The sequence below is a fragment of the Pantoea sp. C1E2 genome (genome assembly GCF_056491465.1).
Genome location: NZ_JBSZHT010000002.1, coordinates 502,213 through 519,025, shown reverse-complemented (window position 1 = coordinate 519,025; position 16,813 = coordinate 502,213). Strand labels below are relative to the sequence as shown.

Annotated in this window: 12 protein-coding genes, 5 tRNA genes and 3 rRNA genes; 1 reads left to right on the top strand and 19 read right to left on the bottom strand. The window is 50.6% G+C overall.

Features of this window, described 5'->3' with window-relative positions:
* The 11 genes from rplL to ACXI0A_RS02610 form a co-directional block, all read right to left on the bottom strand.
* On the bottom strand, nt 1-363 hold the full coding sequence (gene rplL / locus ACXI0A_RS02660) for a 50S ribosomal protein L7/L12 (protein ID WP_084938296.1): 363 nt from the start codon (nt 361-363) through the stop codon (nt 1-3).
* Nucleotides 364-429: 66 nt separating this feature from the next.
* Nucleotides 430-927, bottom strand: coding sequence for a 50S ribosomal protein L10 (rplJ, locus tag ACXI0A_RS02655; RefSeq protein ID WP_058973440.1), 498 nt, complete (start codon nt 925-927; stop codon nt 430-432).
* A 352-nt stretch (nt 928-1,279) separates the two neighbouring features.
* Complete coding sequence (rplA, locus tag ACXI0A_RS02650) at nt 1,280-1,984, bottom strand: 50S ribosomal protein L1 (RefSeq protein WP_224935564.1); 705 nt, start codon at nt 1,982-1,984, stop codon at nt 1,280-1,282.
* Nucleotides 1,985-1,987: 3 nt separating this feature from the next.
* Nucleotides 1,988-2,416 carry a 50S ribosomal protein L11 gene (gene rplK / locus ACXI0A_RS02645; protein WP_007886298.1) on the bottom strand — a complete coding sequence of 143 codons (429 nt, stop codon included), beginning with the start codon at nt 2,414-2,416 and terminating at the stop codon, nt 1,988-1,990.
* 149 nt (nt 2,417-2,565) lie between these two features.
* Entirely contained in the window at nt 2,566-3,111 is a 546-nt protein-coding gene (gene nusG / locus ACXI0A_RS02640; RefSeq protein WP_224935566.1) for a transcription termination/antitermination protein NusG, read from the bottom strand.
* 1 nt (nt 3,112) lies between these two features.
* Nucleotides 3,113-3,496 carry a preprotein translocase subunit SecE gene (secE, locus tag ACXI0A_RS02635; RefSeq protein ID WP_224935567.1) on the bottom strand — a complete coding sequence of 128 codons (384 nt, stop codon included), beginning with the start codon at nt 3,494-3,496 and terminating at the stop codon, nt 3,113-3,115.
* Between the two features lie 227 nt (nt 3,497-3,723).
* The gene (gene tuf / locus ACXI0A_RS02630; RefSeq protein WP_476150504.1) at nt 3,724-4,908 is read right to left on the bottom strand and encodes an elongation factor Tu; all 1,185 of its coding nucleotides are present in this window, start codon (nt 4,906-4,908) and stop codon (nt 3,724-3,726) included.
* A 107-nt stretch (nt 4,909-5,015) separates the two neighbouring features.
* A tRNA-Thr gene (locus ACXI0A_RS02625) sits at nt 5,016-5,091 on the bottom strand.
* A gap of 5 nt (nt 5,092-5,096) precedes the next feature.
* Nucleotides 5,097-5,171 (bottom strand) — tRNA-Gly (locus ACXI0A_RS02620).
* A gap of 190 nt (nt 5,172-5,361) precedes the next feature.
* Nucleotides 5,362-5,446: transfer RNA gene (locus ACXI0A_RS02615), tRNA-Tyr, on the bottom strand.
* A gap of 8 nt (nt 5,447-5,454) precedes the next feature.
* Nucleotides 5,455-5,530 (bottom strand) — tRNA-Thr (locus tag ACXI0A_RS02610).
* A 641-nt stretch (nt 5,531-6,171) separates the two neighbouring features.
* Between ACXI0A_RS02610 and coaA the strand changes: the two genes are divergently transcribed.
* Nucleotides 6,172-7,122, top strand: a complete 951-nt coding sequence (coaA, locus tag ACXI0A_RS02605) for a type I pantothenate kinase (RefSeq protein WP_476150506.1) — start codon at nt 6,172-6,174, stop codon at nt 7,120-7,122.
* A 57-nt stretch (nt 7,123-7,179) separates the two neighbouring features.
* On the opposite strand, the gene birA is transcribed toward coaA, so the two are convergent.
* From birA to trkH, 8 genes are all read right to left on the bottom strand, one after another.
* The gene (birA, locus tag ACXI0A_RS02600) at nt 7,180-8,142 is read right to left on the bottom strand and encodes a bifunctional biotin--[acetyl-CoA-carboxylase] ligase/biotin operon repressor BirA (protein WP_224935640.1); all 963 of its coding nucleotides are present in this window, start codon (nt 8,140-8,142) and stop codon (nt 7,180-7,182) included.
* Nucleotides 8,139-9,176: a UDP-N-acetylmuramate dehydrogenase gene (gene murB / locus ACXI0A_RS02595; protein ID WP_476150508.1), complete on the bottom strand. Its 1,038-nt coding sequence runs from the start codon at nt 9,174-9,176 to the stop codon at nt 8,139-8,141. Before murB ends, birA begins: the two co-directional genes overlap by 4 nt.
* 150 nt (nt 9,177-9,326) lie before the next feature.
* Nucleotides 9,327-9,442: ribosomal RNA gene (gene rrf, locus ACXI0A_RS02590) — 5S ribosomal RNA — on the bottom strand.
* A gap of 103 nt (nt 9,443-9,545) precedes the next feature.
* Nucleotides 9,546-12,453 (bottom strand): 23S ribosomal RNA (locus tag ACXI0A_RS02585).
* 214 nt (nt 12,454-12,667) lie between these two features.
* Nucleotides 12,668-12,743 (bottom strand) — tRNA-Glu (locus tag ACXI0A_RS02580).
* 90 nt (nt 12,744-12,833) lie between these two features.
* A 16S ribosomal RNA gene (locus ACXI0A_RS02575) occupies nt 12,834-14,376 on the bottom strand.
* The 16S, 23S and 5S rRNA genes sit together here with 1 tRNA gene alongside, the layout of an rRNA operon.
* Nucleotides 14,377-14,783: 407 nt before the next feature.
* Entirely contained in the window at nt 14,784-15,320 is a 537-nt protein-coding gene (hemG, locus tag ACXI0A_RS02570; RefSeq protein ID WP_224933822.1) for a menaquinone-dependent protoporphyrinogen IX dehydrogenase, read from the bottom strand.
* An 18-nt stretch (nt 15,321-15,338) separates the two neighbouring features.
* Complete coding sequence (gene trkH, locus ACXI0A_RS02565) at nt 15,339-16,790, bottom strand: Trk system potassium transporter TrkH (RefSeq protein WP_034827948.1); 1,452 nt, start codon at nt 16,788-16,790, stop codon at nt 15,339-15,341.
* Between the last annotated feature and the right edge of the window lie 23 nt (nt 16,791-16,813).

Below are 16,813 nucleotides of genomic sequence, written 5' to 3'. Positions count from 1 at the left end.
TTACTTAACTTCAACTTCAGCGCCAGCTTCTTTCAGCAGTGCTTCAAGAGCAGCTGCGTCATCTTTGCTGATGCCTTCTTTGATAGTGCCGGTCGCTTCAACCAGGTCTTTAGCTTCTTTCAAGCCCAGACCAGTTGCAGTACGTACTGCTTTGATTACTGCAACTTTGTTCGCGCCAACAGCTTTCAGAATAACGTCGAATTCAGTTTTCTCTTCAACAGCTTCAGCTGGGCCAGCAGCAACAGCTACAGCGGCAGCAGCAGAAACGCCGAATTTTTCTTCCATAGCAGAAACCAGCTCAACTACTTCCATTACGGACATAGCTGCTACTGCTTCCAGAATTTGATCTTTAGTGATAGACATATCGATTGTTCCTAAAAAACAGAAAAAGTTTATACGTTAGCAAGTACGAAGGAAAAGAAGTTGGCCTTAAGCCGCTTCTTTTGCATCGCGTACAGCAGCCAGAGTGCGAACCAATTTGCCAGCAGCGGCTTCTTTCATGGTCGACATCAGGCGTGCCAATGCTTCTTCGTAAGTCGGCAGAGTTGCCAGACGGTCAATATTGGCCGCCGTGATCAGCTCACCTTCAAAGGCTGCAGCTTTGACCTCAAATTTTGCATTCGCTTTCGCGAAATCTTTGAACAGACGAGCAGCAGCGCCCGGGTGTTCCATAGAATATGCAATCAGGGTCGGACCAACAAACGTGTCTTTCAGGCACTCGAAAGGAGTACCTTCAACGACGCGGCGCAGCAAGGTGTTGCGAACAACACGCATGTAAACGCCAGCTTCACGGCCTGCTTTACGCAGTTCGGTCATTTTATCAACGGTAACGCCACGGGAATCCGCAACAACCGCTGAAAGCGCGCCTTTGGCTACTTCGCTAACTTCAGCAACAATCGCTTGTTTGCCTTGAAGATTTAATGCCATTAGCTTTTGCTCCTGGATTTGACCGGGAAAAATTTCCCGGAACTCACTTCACTCAACTACCCGAAGGTAAAGAGCGCTATTACACGGTGAGCAGAATCCAGCGAAGAAAATAATTCTTTTTGGTTCTGTCACCGTCTACGCAGGATATTAAGCAAGCTATCCGAAGATAATCCCGCTCCTGCGGTCTTGGACGGAGGCCAGGATAAGGCCTGGCTCCAACCTAAGTCATTGAGCAACCAGGCAGTTACGCTTTGTTATTCAGTGACTTTGAATCTGGGTCCTGAGTTGAGTCATCAACCAGAACAACGGGCGTAAGATTCTAGATGAATTTTCCGCCCGTTTCAAGTAGCAATTAGTTTGCTACGGCAGTCAGACCAGCCTGGTCAACGGCAACGCCGGCGCCCATGGTGGTAGAGATGCTAACTTTCTTGATGTACACGCCTTTCGCCTGTGAAGGTTTTGCTTTTTTCAGCGCAACCAGCAGAGATTCCAGGTTTTCTTTCAGTTTGTCAGTATCGAAATCCACTTTACCGATGGTAGTGTGGATGATGCCGTTTTTGTCGTTACGATAACGAACCTGACCTGCTTTAGCGTTCTTAACAGCTTCAGCAACGTTAGGGGTTACAGTACCAACTTTAGGGTTTGGCATCAGGCCGCGTGGACCCAGAACCTGGCCCAACTGGCCAACAACGCGCATTGCATCTGGAGATGCAATAACAACGTCAAAGTTCATTTCGCCTTTCTTGATCTGATCAGCCAGATCTTCCATACCTACCAGCTCAGCGCCAGCTGCTTTAGCAGCTTCAGCGTTTGCGCCTTGGGTAAATACAGCAACACGTACTGAACGACCAGTACCGTGTGGCAGAACGGTCGCGCCGCGAACGTTCTGGTCTGATTTACGTGCATCAATGCCGAGGTTGACAGCAACGTCAACGCTTTCAACGAACTTGGCAGTAGCCAGTTCTTTCAGCAGAGCAATAGCTTCAGCGATGTCGTACTGCTTGGTCGCGTCTACTTTGTCACGGATTACGCTCATGCGCTTGGTCAGCTTAGCCATTTCTTAATCCTCTACTACCAGGCCCATGGAACGTGCAGTACCTTCGATAGAGCGAGTCATCGCTTCTACGTCAGAACCAGTCATGTCCGCAGCTTTAGTTTCTGCGATTTCACGTACCTGAGCACGAGAAACTTTGCCGACTTTATCTTTGTTCGGCTTACCTGAACCAGACTTGATGCCCGCTGCTTTTTTCAGCAGTACGGCAGCAGGAGGGGTTTTGGTAACGAAGGTGAAAGAACGGTCGCTGTATACAGTGATAACAACTGGAGTAGGCAAGCCTTTCTCCAGAGATTCTGTTTTGGCGTTGAACGCTTTACAGAATTCCATGATGTTAACACCCTGCTGACCCAGTGCTGGACCAACAGGTGGACTTGGGTTCGCCATACCAGCTGCAACCTGCAGCTTGACGTAGGCTTGTACTTTCTTAGCCATGATATTTCCTCAAATGGGTTATAGCGCCTGTGAAACAGGCTCCCCGTGATAATTATTTCACACGCTGTAACCAGCGTATAAAAACAAAAGGCGCGAAATTATAGGTAAATTTCGCGCCTTCCGCAAGAGCTAAAAAGTGAACAAAGGGGTTAACCTTTCTCCACCTGAGCAAAGTCGAGCTCCACCGGCGTTGCACGGCCAAAGATGGATACTGATACTTTCAAGCGGCTCTTTTCGTAATCAACTTCTTCGACCACACCGTTGAAGTCGGCAAATGGACCGTCGTTGACGCGTACCATCTCGCCTGGCTCGAACAGAGTTTTCGGACGCGGCTTATCACCCACCTGCTGCAGGCGGTTCATAATCGCATCAACTTCTTTGTCGCTGATCGGCGCAGGACGGTCAGAGGTACCACCAATGAAGCCCATTACACGCGGTACACTACGCACTAAGTGCCAGCTGGCGTCATTCATCACCATCTGAACCAATACATAGCCAGGGAAGAATTTACGTTCGCTTTTGCGACGCTGGCCACCACGGATTTCGACGACTTCTTCAGTCGGTACCATGACTTCACCAAACAGTTCTTCCATGTTGTGCAGTTTGATATGCTCGTGCAGCGACTTTGCTACGCGGGCTTCAAAACCGGAGAACGCCTGAACGACGTACCAGCGTTTTTTTGGAGCTTCAGACATCTCAGAACCTCAGGCCAGTGATAAACGATACCAGACGGACCAGAATTCCATCCAGCCCCCACAAAATCAGTGACATCACGGCAGTGACCGCGGCAACGATTAACGTGGTGTGCAATGTTTCCTGGCGAGTCGGCCAAATGACCTTACGCATTTCAGTTTTTGCTTCACGAGCAAAAGCCACGGTCGCTTTGCCTTTAATAGTCAGCAACGCAATGCCGCCCGCCGCAGCGATCAACACCACTACAGCCAGCGCGCGCAAAGGCAGCGTGATGTCGCGATAAATATAGTTGCCAACGATTGCTACTAACAGCAATGCGATCACAACGATCCACTTTATCGCTTCCAGGCCGCGCCCGCTCCCTTGAGCTTCGGTATTCGCACTCATAAACCAACCTGCCACAATAATTCAGAAACAATTCTGCCCCGCAGAGCGAGGCATCCAAACCGAATGAGCTTTTGGGCATAACTCGGTATCCGACACCGTAAACCAGAGCCTGTCTCAGCAATGATTATGATCGAAAATCACTGATGAGCCAGGTTCTATGTAACAGCGTACAAAAAGGGCATCAAATGATGCCCTTTCACTAAGCATTGCGTCAAATATTATCGCAATTAAGCGATAACTTCAGCAACAACGCCCGCACCAACAGTACGGCCGCCTTCACGGATTGCGAAACGCAGACCCTGATCCATCGCGATTGGGTGGATCAGCTCAACGGTCATTTTCACGTTGTCGCCTGGCATTACCATCTCAACGCCTTCTGGCAGCTCAACGTTGCCGGTCACGTCAGTGGTACGGAAGTAGAACTGTGGACGGTAGCCTTTGAAGAACGGAGTATGACGGCCGCCTTCGTCTTTAGACAGAACGTACACTTCTGATACGAACTTGGTATGTGGCTTGATTGAACCCGGCTTAGCCAGTACCTGGCCACGCTGGATGTCTTCACGCTTGATACCACGCAGCAGAACACCACAGTTCTCGCCTGCCTGACCCTGGTCCAGCAGCTTACGGAACATTTCAACACCGGTACAGGTAGACTTAACAGTCGCCTTGATACCAACGATTTCAACTTCGTCGCCGACTTTAACGATACCGCGCTCAACACGACCGGTTACAACAGTACCACGGCCTGAGATTGAGAATACGTCTTCGATTGGCAGCAGGAACGGCAGGTCGATTGCACGTACTGGCTCTGGGATGTAGTTATCCAGGTGACCAGCCAGCTCAATGATCTTCTCTTCCCACTCAGCAACACCGTTCAGTGCCTGCAGAGCAGAACCGCGTACGATTGGAGTATCGTCGCCCGGGAAGTCGTAAGCTGACAGCAGATCGCGAACTTCCATCTCTACCAGTTCCAGCAGCTCTTCATCATCAACCATGTCGCACTTGTTCAGGAACACGATGATGTAAGGAACGCCAACCTGACGACCCAGCAGGATGTGCTCACGGGTCTGTGGCATTGGGCCATCAGTCGCAGCAACAACCAGGATCGCGCCGTCCATCTGCGCAGCACCGGTGATCATGTTTTTCACATAGTCGGCGTGGCCTGGGCAGTCAACGTGCGCGTAGTGGCGAGTCGGGGTTTCATATTCAACGTGCGAAGTGTTGATGGTGATACCGCGCGCTTTCTCTTCTGGTGCGTTATCGATCTGATCGAACGCTTTAGCAGAGCCGCCGTAGGTTTTAGCCAGAACGGTGGTGATTGCTGCAGTCAGAGTGGTTTTACCATGGTCAACGTGACCGATGGTGCCGACGTTTACGTGCAGTTTGTTACGCTGAAATTGCTCTTTAGCCATCGCTAGTCCCTCTAAGACACGGATATATCGAAGATATCGTCATATCAACCAGGCAATGCCTGACTGTTTGGTTTACAGAGAGAGAATCAGGAGAGAGATAAAGGAAGTGGTGCTGATACCCAGAGTCGAACTGGGGACCTCACCCTTACCAAGGGTGCGCTCTACCAACTGAGCCATATCAGCACATCTGGAGCGGGCAGCGGGAATCGAACCCGCATCATCAGCTTGGAAGGCTGAGGTAATAGCCATTATACGATGCCCGCATCCTGGAACTCGGCTACCTGTTCTTTCTGTAGCTTATGAATAATAAAAGAAGACCTTCTATTATTCGAGTCTGTCAGAGTTTCTGACCGACTTTGATTGCGAAACTCTGCAATCTGAATTCGAAGGTGAGAGAGATGAACTCACCCGCCAGATAATGATTTTACCTGACGCTCAACCAAGTGGTTGAGATGGTGGTGGGAGAAGGATTCGAACCTTCGAAGTCTGTGACGGCAGATTTACAGTCTGCTCCCTTTGGCCGCTCGGGAATCCCACCTACTTGATTGGTGCCGGCTACCGGAATCGAACTGGTGACCTACTGATTACAAGTCAGTTGCTCTACCAACTGAGCTAAGCCGGCATCAAGTGGAGCGCATTCTAGGAAGACCGCGCCCAGGATGCAACAAAAAAATTATCAAATTTGTTCTATCGCTTACTATTTGTGCAAAAAATCGCAAACCGCCCCTTACTTGCACTCTTTTCATCCAAATACAGTGTGTTTTTACGCCATTGGGCTACGTCATTCATAGCGGCATATTATGGTTTGATACTCGCACTCGAGAAACACAACGCCATTTTGCATTTAAAAAATCGCCACTTTTTTTGGTTCCGGGTTTGATTGCGTATTTTTTAGCCTGTCGGATTGCAGGATAGGTTTGTTTGTTAACTGATGCCAGTTTCGACATGTAATGAGAGAAGCATTATCAGTTGCTGGACGACGCCTAAAGTTGTTGGCGAGGGATAATCTGAAAAGACTTTACGCGTCGGAGCAACAAAAACCGTCGTAACAAGCAACTAAGCAATAATAAAAATGCGGGCACGCTTACGAAAGCGTGCTCAGGTTTATCAATTTGCTTCTTTTTAAAGTGACACTGGTGTTACCCTCCAGCCCATTGTTCTCGTTAATTACCCCCTATGACGTGCAACTAAGCTCGACGCATCATTGTATGCCAGACGCTACAAGGTGTTGATGGGCCTGGATTTGCGGTCAGATGCATACTTATGAGTAAAAAAACGACACCACTCACTACGCCCTATTTGCAGTTTGACCGTCAGCAATGGGCCGCTCTGCGCGACTCAGTGCCAATGACGCTCGCTGAAGGCGAAATTGAACGATTACGCGGTATTAATGAAGATCTCTCTTTAGAAGAGGTCGCTGAGATTTATTTGCCGCTCTCTCGCCTGCTCAACTTTTATATCAGTTCGAACCTGCGTCGTCAGGCCGTACTGGAGCAGTTCCTGGGCACTAACGGGCAAAAGATCCCTTATATCATCAGCATTGCGGGCAGTGTTGCTGTAGGTAAAAGCACAACCGCTCGCGTGCTGCAGGCACTGCTCAGCCGCTGGCCAGAACATCGTAAAGTGGAGTTGATTACTACTGACGGCTTTTTACACCCGAATGCAGTGTTAAAAGAACGGGGGCTGATGAAGAAGAAGGGCTTCCCGCAGTCTTACGATATGCATCGCCTGGTCAATTTCGTATCCGATTTGAAATCAGGTGCTAATCAGGTCACGGCGCCGGTTTATTCACACCTTATTTATGATGTGATACCGGATGGTGATAAGGTGGTACAACAGCCTGATATTCTGATTCTGGAAGGCTTAAATGTGCTGCAAAGTGGGATGGATTATCCCCACGATCCTCATCATGTATTTGTTTCAGATTTTGTCGACTTCTCAATTTATGTCGATGCACCTGAAACATTATTAGAACGCTGGTACGTTAATCGCTTCTTGAAATTCCGTGAAGGTGCCTTCAGCGATCCCGACTCTTATTTCCACCATTATTCTCAATTGCCCAAAGAAGAGGCCGAAAATATTGCTCGCGGATTATGGAAAGAGATCAACTGGTTGAATCTCAATGAAAATATCCTTCCTACCCGAGAGCGAGCCAGTCTGATAATGACTAAATCTGCAGATCATGCCGTGCAGAGTGTTCGTCTGAGAAAATAGCTTTAATATTAAAACGCCCCGCTATATCAGGGCGTTTTTTTATCAGGTTAGTTCACATTAATTACCAGGTCGTAGCGAAATCTCGCCACCAACCCAGGACTTCACTTCGCCTTCTTGTTCCAGTAATAAACCACCCTGCTTATCAATACCCCGTGCAATGCCATGAACTTCTCTATCGCCAATCAGCAACTTAACCGGGCGATTGATAAAGTTGTCCAGTGCATCCCAACGTCCAACAAACGGTGCTAATCCATCGCGCTCGAAAATTGGCAGTGCATTTCGCAGGCTATTGATGATTTTGGCGGCCAGTTCATTGCGATCAATTTCAACACCGGCTTCCTGCAAATTAATCCAGCCCTGATTAATCTCAGATGCTCCTTCTGAGCGCATCACCAGATTAACCCCTGCGCCCATGACAATTTGCGCCGCATCACCTGTTTTCCCGGTCAGCTCGACCAGAATGCCGGCCAATTTACGATCGTTCAGATAGAGATCATTAGGCCATTTAACGCGCACATCGGGTACGCCTAAAGACTGGATTACCTCAGCCATCACTATACCAATGACCAGGCTTAACCCCATTGCTGCAGCGGGACCTTGCTCAAGTCGCCAGTACATCGAAAGATAGAGATTTGAACCAAAAGGAGAGAACCATTTTCTGCCACGGCGTCCACGGCCCGCTTGCTGATACTCTGCAATACAGGCATGACCGGAGGGCAGCTGATCCATCCGATCCAGCAGATATTGGTTGGTAGAATCAATCACGGGGATGACATCTAAATCTGGTTGATGCAGATGCGAAAGAATATCGGCTTCATTCAGCAATTGAATGGGGGCAGGTAAGCTATACCCCTTTCCTGTAACAGTATAGACATCCAGTCCCCAGCTCTTCAGAGTTTGGATGTGTTTATTGATGGCTGCACGGCTCATTCCCAATGCTTCACCCAGTTGCTCACCTGAATGGAATTCTCCATCAGCCAGCAGCGCGACCAATTTCAGCGGAACACTATTATCTTTCATGAAATGACCTCAACGGCGTTACGTTCGCCTTGAGCACCAATAAAGCGTACCTCTGGCTCGAGCCAAACATTGAATTTATCACCCACGTGATGACGTACCTCGTGAGCTAAAGCAACGATATCTTTTGGCGTTGCCTGGTTTTCATTGATCAATACCAGCGCTTGTTGGCGGTGTACCGCAGCGCCTCCAACCTGGTATCCCTTGAGATGGCATTGATCGATCAACCAGCCTGCCGCTAATTTTACGTCACCATTTGCCTGAGGATAATGCGGTATTCCCGGCCATGCCTCTAACAGCTCATGAGCCAAATCACGTGTGATAAGAGGGTTTTTGAAGAAGCTGCCTACATTGCCCGTTACCCGTGGATCGGGCAATTTGCTCTGGCGCATTTGGCAAACTGCATTAAACACATCCCATGCGCATACGGTGGCCGGATTCAGTTTCGCTAAATCGCCGTAGCTCAGCACCGGCTTCCATTGTTTAGCCAGACGGAGCCCAACAGCAATAATGACGTGATTATCCTTCATTTCGTGTTTAAAGATACTGTCACGGTAACCAAACTGACACGCTTCACGATGCAGGCGACTGATTTTTTGTGTGGGTAGGTGCAACACATCAACGTAGTGGCAAATATCTTTAAATTCAACACCATAAGCGCCAATGTTCTGGATAGGTGCTGAACCGGCCATGCCAGGAATTAATGCAAGGTTTTCCAGGCCGGTAATACCTTTTTTTAAAGTATGCTCAACCAACTCGTGCCAGTTCTCACCAGCGCCAATATGCAAATGCCATGCTTCAGCCTCTTCCTCAAGTGAAATACCTTTGATGGCGTTAATAATTACGCCACCATCAAAGTCTTCAAGGAAAAGCACATTGCTTCCCTCACCTAATACGATGAAAGGTTGGTTCGCCTGTTGAGTCGCTTGCCATGCGCTAATAATGGCTTCAGGTGTGTCTGCGATATACAGCGCTTGTGCACTGACCTCAAGACCCAGTGTATTGAATGCTTTTAGAGAAGTGTGGGGGCTGGACATTTCACGGCCTTTACTGATTTATCTGGCCGTAGTTTACCCGATCAGTTAGTCACGGGTGGGATGTTTTCGTGGCTTTTGGCGGGGATTTTGCCAATGTGCAGACGTAAAAAAGCCCTGAACTACTGTTCAGGGCTTCTTCACTTAATTAATGCCTGGCAGTTCCCTACTCTCGCATGGGGAGACCCCACACTACCATCGGCGCTACGGCGTTTCACTTCTGAGTTCGGCATGGGGTCAGGTGGGACCACCGCGCTAAAGCCGCCAGGCAAATTCTGTTTCATCCGCGCCGTTACTTCCGTAACCACGCGAACCAATCTCTGAACAAGCTGAAAATCTACTGCGTCTCTCAAAAAACGCCTCTGGCGTTGTAAGGTTAAGCCTCACGGGTCATTAGTACCGGTTAGCTCAATGCATCGCTGCACTTACACATCCGGCCTATCAACGTCGTAGTCTTCAACGTCCCTTCAGGACTCTCAAGGAGTCAGGGAGAACTCATCTCGGGGCAAGTTTCGTGCTTAGATGCTTTCAGCACTTATCTTTTCCGCACTTAGCTACCGGGCAATGCCATTGGCATGACAACCCGAACACCAGTGGTGCGTTCACTCCGGTCCTCTCGTACTAGGAGCAACCCCCCTCAATTCTCCAGCGCCCACGGCAGATAGGGACCGAACTGTCTCACGACGTTCTAAACCCAGCTCGCGTACCACTTTAAACGGCGAACAGCCGTACCCTTGGGACCTACTTCAGCCCCAGGATGTGATGAGCCGACATCGAGGTGCCAAACACCGCCGTCGATATGAACTCTTGGGCGGTATCAGCCTGTTATCCCCGGAGTACCTTTTATCCGTTGAGCGATGGCCCTTCCATTCAGAACCACCGGATCACTATGACCTGCTTTCGCACCTGCTCGAGCCGTCACTCTCGCAGTCAAGCTGGCTTATGCCATTGCACTAACCTCCTGATGTCCGACCAGGATTAGCCAACCTTCGTGCTCCTCCGTTACTCTTTAGGAGGAGACCGCCCCAGTCAAACTACCCACCAGACACTGTCCGCAGCCCGGATCACGGGCCTACGTTAGAACATCAAACATTAAAGGGTGGTATTTCAAGGTTGGCTCCACGCAGACTGGCGTCCACGCTTCAAAGCCTCCCACCTATCCTACACATCAAGGCTCAATGTTCAGTGTCAAGCTATAGTAAAGGTTCACGGGGTCTTTCCGTCTTGCCGCGGGTACACTGCATCTTCACAGCGATTTCAATTTCACTGAGTCTCGGGTGGAGACAGCCTGGCCATCATTACGCCATTCGTGCAGGTCGGAACTTACCCGACAAGGAATTTCGCTACCTTAGGACCGTTATAGTTACGGCCGCCGTTTACCGGGGCTTCGATCAAGAGCTTCTCCTTGCGGATAACCCCATCAATTAACCTTCCGGCACCGGGCAGGCGTCACACCGTATACGTCCACTTTCGTGTTTGCACAGTGCTGTGTTTTTAATAAACAGTTGCAGCCAGCTGGTATCTTCGACTGGCTTCAGCTCGGGGAGCAAGTCCCTTCACCTACGCGCCAGCGTGCCTTCTCCCGAAGTTACGGCACCATTTTGCCTAGTTCCTTCACCCGAGTTCTCTCAAGCGCCTTGGTATTCTCTACCTGACCACCTGTGTCGGTTTGGGGTACGATTTCGTGTTACCTGGAGCTTAGAGGCTTTTCCTGGAAGCAGGGCATCAGTTACTTCACCACCGTAGTGGCTCGTCATCACACCTCAGCGTTAATAAGAGTCCGGATTTACCTAAACTCTCCGCCTACATGCTTAAACCGGGACAACCGTCGCCCGGATAACCTAGCCTTCTCCGTCCCCCCTTCGCAGTAACACCAAGTGCAGGAATATTAACCTGCTTCCCATCGACTACGCTTTTCAGCCTCGCCTTAGGGGTCGACTCACCCTGCTCCGATTAACGTTGAACAGGAACCCTTGGTCTTCCGGCGAGCGGGCTTTTCACCCGCTTTATCGTTACTTATGTCAGCATTCGCACTTCTGATACCTCCAGCAACCCTCACAGGCCACCTTCAACGGCTTACAGAACGCTCCCCTACCCAACAACGCATACGCGTCGCTGCCGCAGCTTCGGTGCATGGTTTAGCCCCGTTACATCTTCCGCGCAGGCCGACTCGACCAGTGAGCTATTACGCTTTCTTTAAATGATGGCTGCTTCTAAGCCAACATCCTGGCTGTCTGTGCCTTCCCACATCGTTTCCCACTTAACCATGACTTTGGGACCTTAGCTGGCGGTCTGGGTTGTTTCCCTCTTCACGACGGACGTTAGCACCCGCCGTGTGTCTCCCGTGATAACATTCTTCGGTATTCGCAGTTTGCATCGGGTTGGTAAGCCGGGATGGCCCCCTAGCCGAAACAGTGCTCTACCCCCGAAGATGAGTTCACGAGGCGCTACCTAAATAGCTTTCGGGGAGAACCAGCTATCTCCCGGTTTGATTGGCCTTTCACCCCCAGCCACAAGTCATCCGCTAATTTTTCAACATTAGTCGGTTCGGTCCTCCAGTTAGTGTTACCCAACCTTCAACCTGCCCATGGCTAGATCACCGGGTTTCGGGTCTATACCCTGCAACTTAACGCCCAGTTAAGACTCGGTTTCCCTGCGGCTCCCCTATACGGTTAACCTTGCTACAGAATATAAGTCGCTGACCCATTATACAAAAGGTACGCAGTCACCCCATAAAAGAGGCTCCCACTGCTTGTACGTACACGGTTTCAGGTTCTGTTTCACTCCCCTCGCCGGGGTTCTTTTCGCCTTTCCCTCACGGTACTGGTTCACTATCGGTCAGTCAGGAGTATTTAGCCTTGGAGGATGGTCCCCCCATATTCAGACAGGATACCACGTGTCCCGCCCTACTCTTCGAACTCACAGTAAGTGCATTTTTGTGTACGGGAGTATCACCCTGTACCCTGCGACTTTCCAGACGCTTCCACTAATGCACAAACTGATTCAGGTTCTGGGCTGTTCCCCGTTCGCTCGCCGCTACTGGGGGAATCTCGGTTGATTTCTTTTCCTCTGGGTACTTAGATGTTTCAGTTCCCCAGGTTCGCCTCGCAACACTATGTATTCATGTTGCGATGATGCACAGAGTGCACCGGGTTTCCCCATTCGGACATCGTCGGCTGTAGCGGTTCATATCACCTTACCGACGCTTTACGCAGATTAGCACGTCCTTCATCGCCTCTGACTGCCAGGGCATCCACCGTGTACGCTTAGTCGCTTAACCTCACAACCCACAGGCGTTTTACAACGCATGCAGACTGCAAGCATTTGAGAGACTCGAACACATCGCTTATTCATTCTTATTACGGAGAATGAACGCGACGTGTCGTTTCAATTTTCAGCTTGTTCCGGATTGTTAAAGAGCAAATATCTCAAACGCAGCTCGCAAGCTGGTTTTGAGATACTGTGGAGACACCTTTCACCTGTCACCAAGCAAGTGGCGTCCCCTAGGGGATTCGAACCCCTGTTACCGCCGTGAAAGGGCGGTGTCCTAGGCCTCTAGACGAAGGGGACACGATTCGTGTCACGACTTCGCAGCCGTCTTGCTCATTACTTTTCTATCAGACAATCTGTGTGAGCACTGCGCGGGAAGGTATCTTCAGGTAAGGAGGTGATCCAACCGCAGGTTCCCCTACGGTTACCTTGTTACGACTTCACCCCAGTCATGAATCACAAAGTGGTAAGCGCCCTCCCGAAGGTTAAGCTACCTACTTCTTTTGCAACCCACTCCCATGGTGTGACGGGCGGTGTGTACAAGGCCCGGGAACGTATTCACCGTAGCATTCTGATCTACGATTACTAGCGATTCCGACTTCACGGAGTCGAGTTGCAGACTCCGATCCGGACTACGACGCACTTTATGAGGTCCGCTTGCTCTCGCGAGGTCGCTTCTCTTTGTATGCGCCATTGTAGCACGTGTGTAGCCCTACTCGTAAGGGCCATGATGACTTGACGTCATCCCCACCTTCCTCCAGTTTATCACTGGCAGTCTCCTTTGAGTTCCCGGCATAACCCGCTGGCAACAAAGGATAAGGGTTGCGCTCGTTGCGGGACTTAACCCAACATTTCACAACACGAGCTGACGACAGCCATGCAGCACCTGTCTCAGAGTTCCCGAAGGCACCAAAGCATCTCTGCTAAGTTCTCTGGATGTCAAGAGTAGGTAAGGTTCTTCGCGTTGCATCGAATTAAACCACATGCTCCACCGCTTGTGCGGGCCCCCGTCAATTCATTTGAGTTTTAACCTTGCGGCCGTACTCCCCAGGCGGTCGACTTAACGCGTTAGCTCCGGAAGCCACTCCTCAAGGGAACAACCTCCAAGTCGACATCGTTTACGGCGTGGACTACCAGGGTATCTAATCCTGTTTGCTCCCCACGCTTTCGCACCTGAGCGTCAGTCTTTGTCCAGGGGGCCGCCTTCGCCACCGGTATTCCTCCAGATCTCTACGCATTTCACCGCTACACCTGGAATTCTACCCCCCTCTACAAGACTCTAGCCTGCCAGTTTCGAATGCAGTTCCCAGGTTGAGCCCGGGGATTTCACATCCGACTTGACAGACCGCCTGCGTGCGCTTTACGCCCAGTAATTCCGATTAACGCTTGCACCCTCCGTATTACCGCGGCTGCTGGCACGGAGTTAGCCGGTGCTTCTTCTGCGGGTAACGTCAATCGTCAAGGCTATTAACCTTAACGCCTTCCTCCCCACTGAAAGTACTTTACAACCCGAAGGCCTTCTTCATACACGCGGCATGGCTGCATCAGGCTTGCGCCCATTGTGCAATATTCCCCACTGCTGCCTCCCGTAGGAGTCTGGACCGTGTCTCAGTTCCAGTGTGGCTGGTCATCCTCTCAGACCAGCTAGGGATCGTCGCCTAGGTGAGCCATTACCCCACCTACTAGCTAATCCCATCTGGGCACATCCGATGGTGTGAGGCCCGAAGGTCCCCCACTTTGGTCCGAAGACGTTATGCGGTATTAGCTACCGTTTCCAGTAGTTATCCCCCTCCATCGGGCAGTTTCCCAGACATTACTCACCCGTCCGCCACTCGTCACCCAAGGAGCAAGCTCCTCTGTGCTACCGTTCGACTTGCATGTGTTAGGCCTGCCGCCAGCGTTCAATCTGAGCCATGATCAAACTCTTCAATTTAAGTTTGATTTGCTGAAACAAGTTCAGCGATGCTCATCTGTAAAACGTCATAATGAATTTCATTATGTGTTCACTCGTGAGACTTGATATTTTTTACGTCCGGAGACGTTGATATCAATCCTGCGAGTGCCCACACAGATTGTCTGATAAATTGTTAAAGAGCGGTGCAATCAGCGCCTTAAGCTGCTGTTGCGAGGTGGCGTATATTACGCCTTCCTCCTTCAGAGTCAAACACTTTTTTCAGCGTTTTTCTCCGGCGGGGTGAATCACTTCACTCCCTGCTGAGTCGTCTGCGTTGCCGCTTTGCCGTCTCAGTGGATGCGCATTATAGGGCGTTGATTCTGGCTGACAAGGGTTTATTGCAAAAAAATGATTGTTCGACCTAAATTTAGCCACAACGCTCTATTTCACAACGATTTGCCTGGTAACTGCACAAAATCCTGGGCAAAAACGGCCACTTTATTCCAATCAGTGTATTCAACTTCTTTAGACGTATCGGTTTCGCCGCCGGTCATGCGCATAATGAGTTGAATCATGACACGGTCAAACCAGCGATAGCGGGGATAACGCAACGCGCCGGCAAACACCGCACAGCAATCGGGCTGCCAGGGTGACTGCTCCAGAAACTTGTGCGTATAGGCGTTGGTTGCTGGCGTGCATTTATCTGCTTTGCGCGCCGTGAGGTTAACACTGAAGAAGCCAGTAACGCGCTGTTGCAGCTCTACCTTATATTGAGTGACAAACTTCAACAGCACCGGATGGAAATGTCCGTAACGGATTGAAGCGCCAATCAGCACGCGATCATACTGTGACCACTCAACCTTCTGTACTTCCAGTAAATCAATCACGTCACACAGCTGCTGCGGCGCTAACGTCTGTGCAATGCGCGCCGCGATCTCACGGGTTTGCCCATCGCGGCTGGAATAAAGAATCAATGCTTTCATTAGATAATCCTGTTTATCTTATTCACGCCAGAAGGTCGGGGTGAACAGTACCAGCAGGGTGAACACCTCAAGGCGCCCAAACAGCATGGTCAAAATCAAAATCCACTTAGCGACGTCATTCATAGACGTGAAGTTATCCGCTACGACACCTAAGCCTGGGCCGAGGTTATTCAGCGTCGCGGCAACCGCAGCGAAAGCCGAGAAGTCATCAACGCCCGTCGCGATAATCGCCAGCATGCTGAGTAGGAACACCAGCGCATAAGCAGAGAAGAATCCCCATACCGCTTCAAGGATACGCTCCGGCAGTGCGCGATTGCCCAACTTGATGGTGTAGACCGCATTGGGATGCACCAAACGCTTTAGCTCACGCGAGCCCTGCTTGAACAGCAATAAGATACGAATCACTTTCAGGCCACCGCCGGTCGAACCGGCCATGCCACCAATAAAAGCAGAACAGAGCAGTAGCACCGGCAAGAACAGCGGCCAACGTGCGATGCTATCGGTGGTAAAGCCTGCGGTGGTCGCCATCGACACCACCTGGAAAAAAGCCTGGTTCAATGTTTGCCAACCGCTGGCATAGACGTTGTGGAACCACAGTACTACCGTACAGATCAGCACTAACGTGAGCTGCACGCCAATAAACATGCGAAATTCGGGATCGCGCCAGTAAACTTTGAGGCTTCGACCGCTTAATAAAGAGAAATGCAGGCCATAATTACAGCCCGAAATCAGCAGGAATACCGCCACGATGGTATTGATGGTAGGACTGTTGAAGTAGCCGATACTCGCATCATGTGTAGAAAAGCCACCAATCGCGATGGTGGAGAAACTGTGGCCAATGGCATCAAACACCGGCATGCCCGCCAACCACAACGCCACCGCACACGCCACGGTGAGCAACACGTAGATCAACCACAGCGTTTTAGCCGTTTCGGCAATACGCGGGCGCATTTTGTTGTCCTTCAGCGGCCCCGGCATTTCAGCGCGATAAAGCTGCATGCCTCCGACGCCAAGGATAGGCAAGATCGCCACCGCTAATACGATGATCCCCATACCGCCCAGCCACTGCAGCATCTGGCGATAAAACAGAATCGCTTTCGGTAGCGTATCAAGGCCAACGAGTGTAGTCGCACCGGTGGTCGTCAGCCCGGAGAAGGATTCAAAGAAGGCATCGGTAACCGAAAGGTGCGGCTGTTCGGCAAAAATGAAGGGCATCGCACCCACACTGCCCAGCACCGTCCAGAACAGCACCACAATCAAAAACCCTTCGCGCGGTTTAAGCTCGGTTTTCTTCTTGCGATTCGGCCACCACAACAGCGAGCCAATCACAATCGCCATCATAAATGTCTGGCTAAACGCACGTCCGGCGCCATCGCGATAAATTAAAGCCACCAGCCCTGGTAGGATCATGGTTACCGAGAATAAAATCACCAACAGGCCCACGATGCGGGTAATGGCGCGAAAATGCATTCAGCCGTTCCTTTAAACAGATG

Coding starts and splice junctions, on each gene's coding strand:
- rplL (WP_084938296.1), bottom strand. CDS start 363: ATGTCTATCACTAAAGATCAAATTCTGGAAGCAGTAGCAGCTATGTCC.
- rplJ (WP_058973440.1), bottom strand. CDS start 927: ATGGCATTAAATCTTCAAGGCAAACAAGCGATTGTTGCTGAAGTTAGC.
- rplA (WP_224935564.1), bottom strand. CDS start 1,984: ATGGCTAAGCTGACCAAGCGCATGAGCGTAATCCGTGACAAAGTAGAC.
- rplK (WP_007886298.1), bottom strand. CDS start 2,416: ATGGCTAAGAAAGTACAAGCCTACGTCAAGCTGCAGGTTGCAGCTGGT.
- nusG (WP_224935566.1), bottom strand. CDS start 3,111: ATGTCTGAAGCTCCAAAAAAACGCTGGTACGTCGTTCAGGCGTTCTCC.
- secE (WP_224935567.1), bottom strand. CDS start 3,496: ATGAGTGCGAATACCGAAGCTCAAGGGAGCGGGCGCGGCCTGGAAGCG.
- tuf (WP_476150504.1), bottom strand. CDS start 4,908: ATGGCTAAAGAGCAATTTCAGCGTAACAAACTGCACGTAAACGTCGGC.
- coaA (WP_476150506.1), top strand. CDS start 6,172: ATGAGTAAAAAAACGACACCACTCACTACGCCCTATTTGCAGTTTGAC.
- birA (WP_224935640.1), bottom strand. CDS start 8,142: ATGAAAGATAATAGTGTTCCGCTGAAATTGGTCGCGCTGCTGGCTGAT.
- murB (WP_476150508.1), bottom strand. CDS start 9,176: ATGTCCAGCCCCCACACTTCTCTAAAAGCATTCAATACACTGGGTCTT.
- hemG (WP_224933822.1), bottom strand. CDS start 15,320: ATGAAAGCATTGATTCTTTATTCCAGCCGCGATGGGCAAACCCGTGAG.
- trkH (WP_034827948.1), bottom strand. CDS start 16,790: ATGCATTTTCGCGCCATTACCCGCATCGTGGGCCTGTTGGTGATTTTA.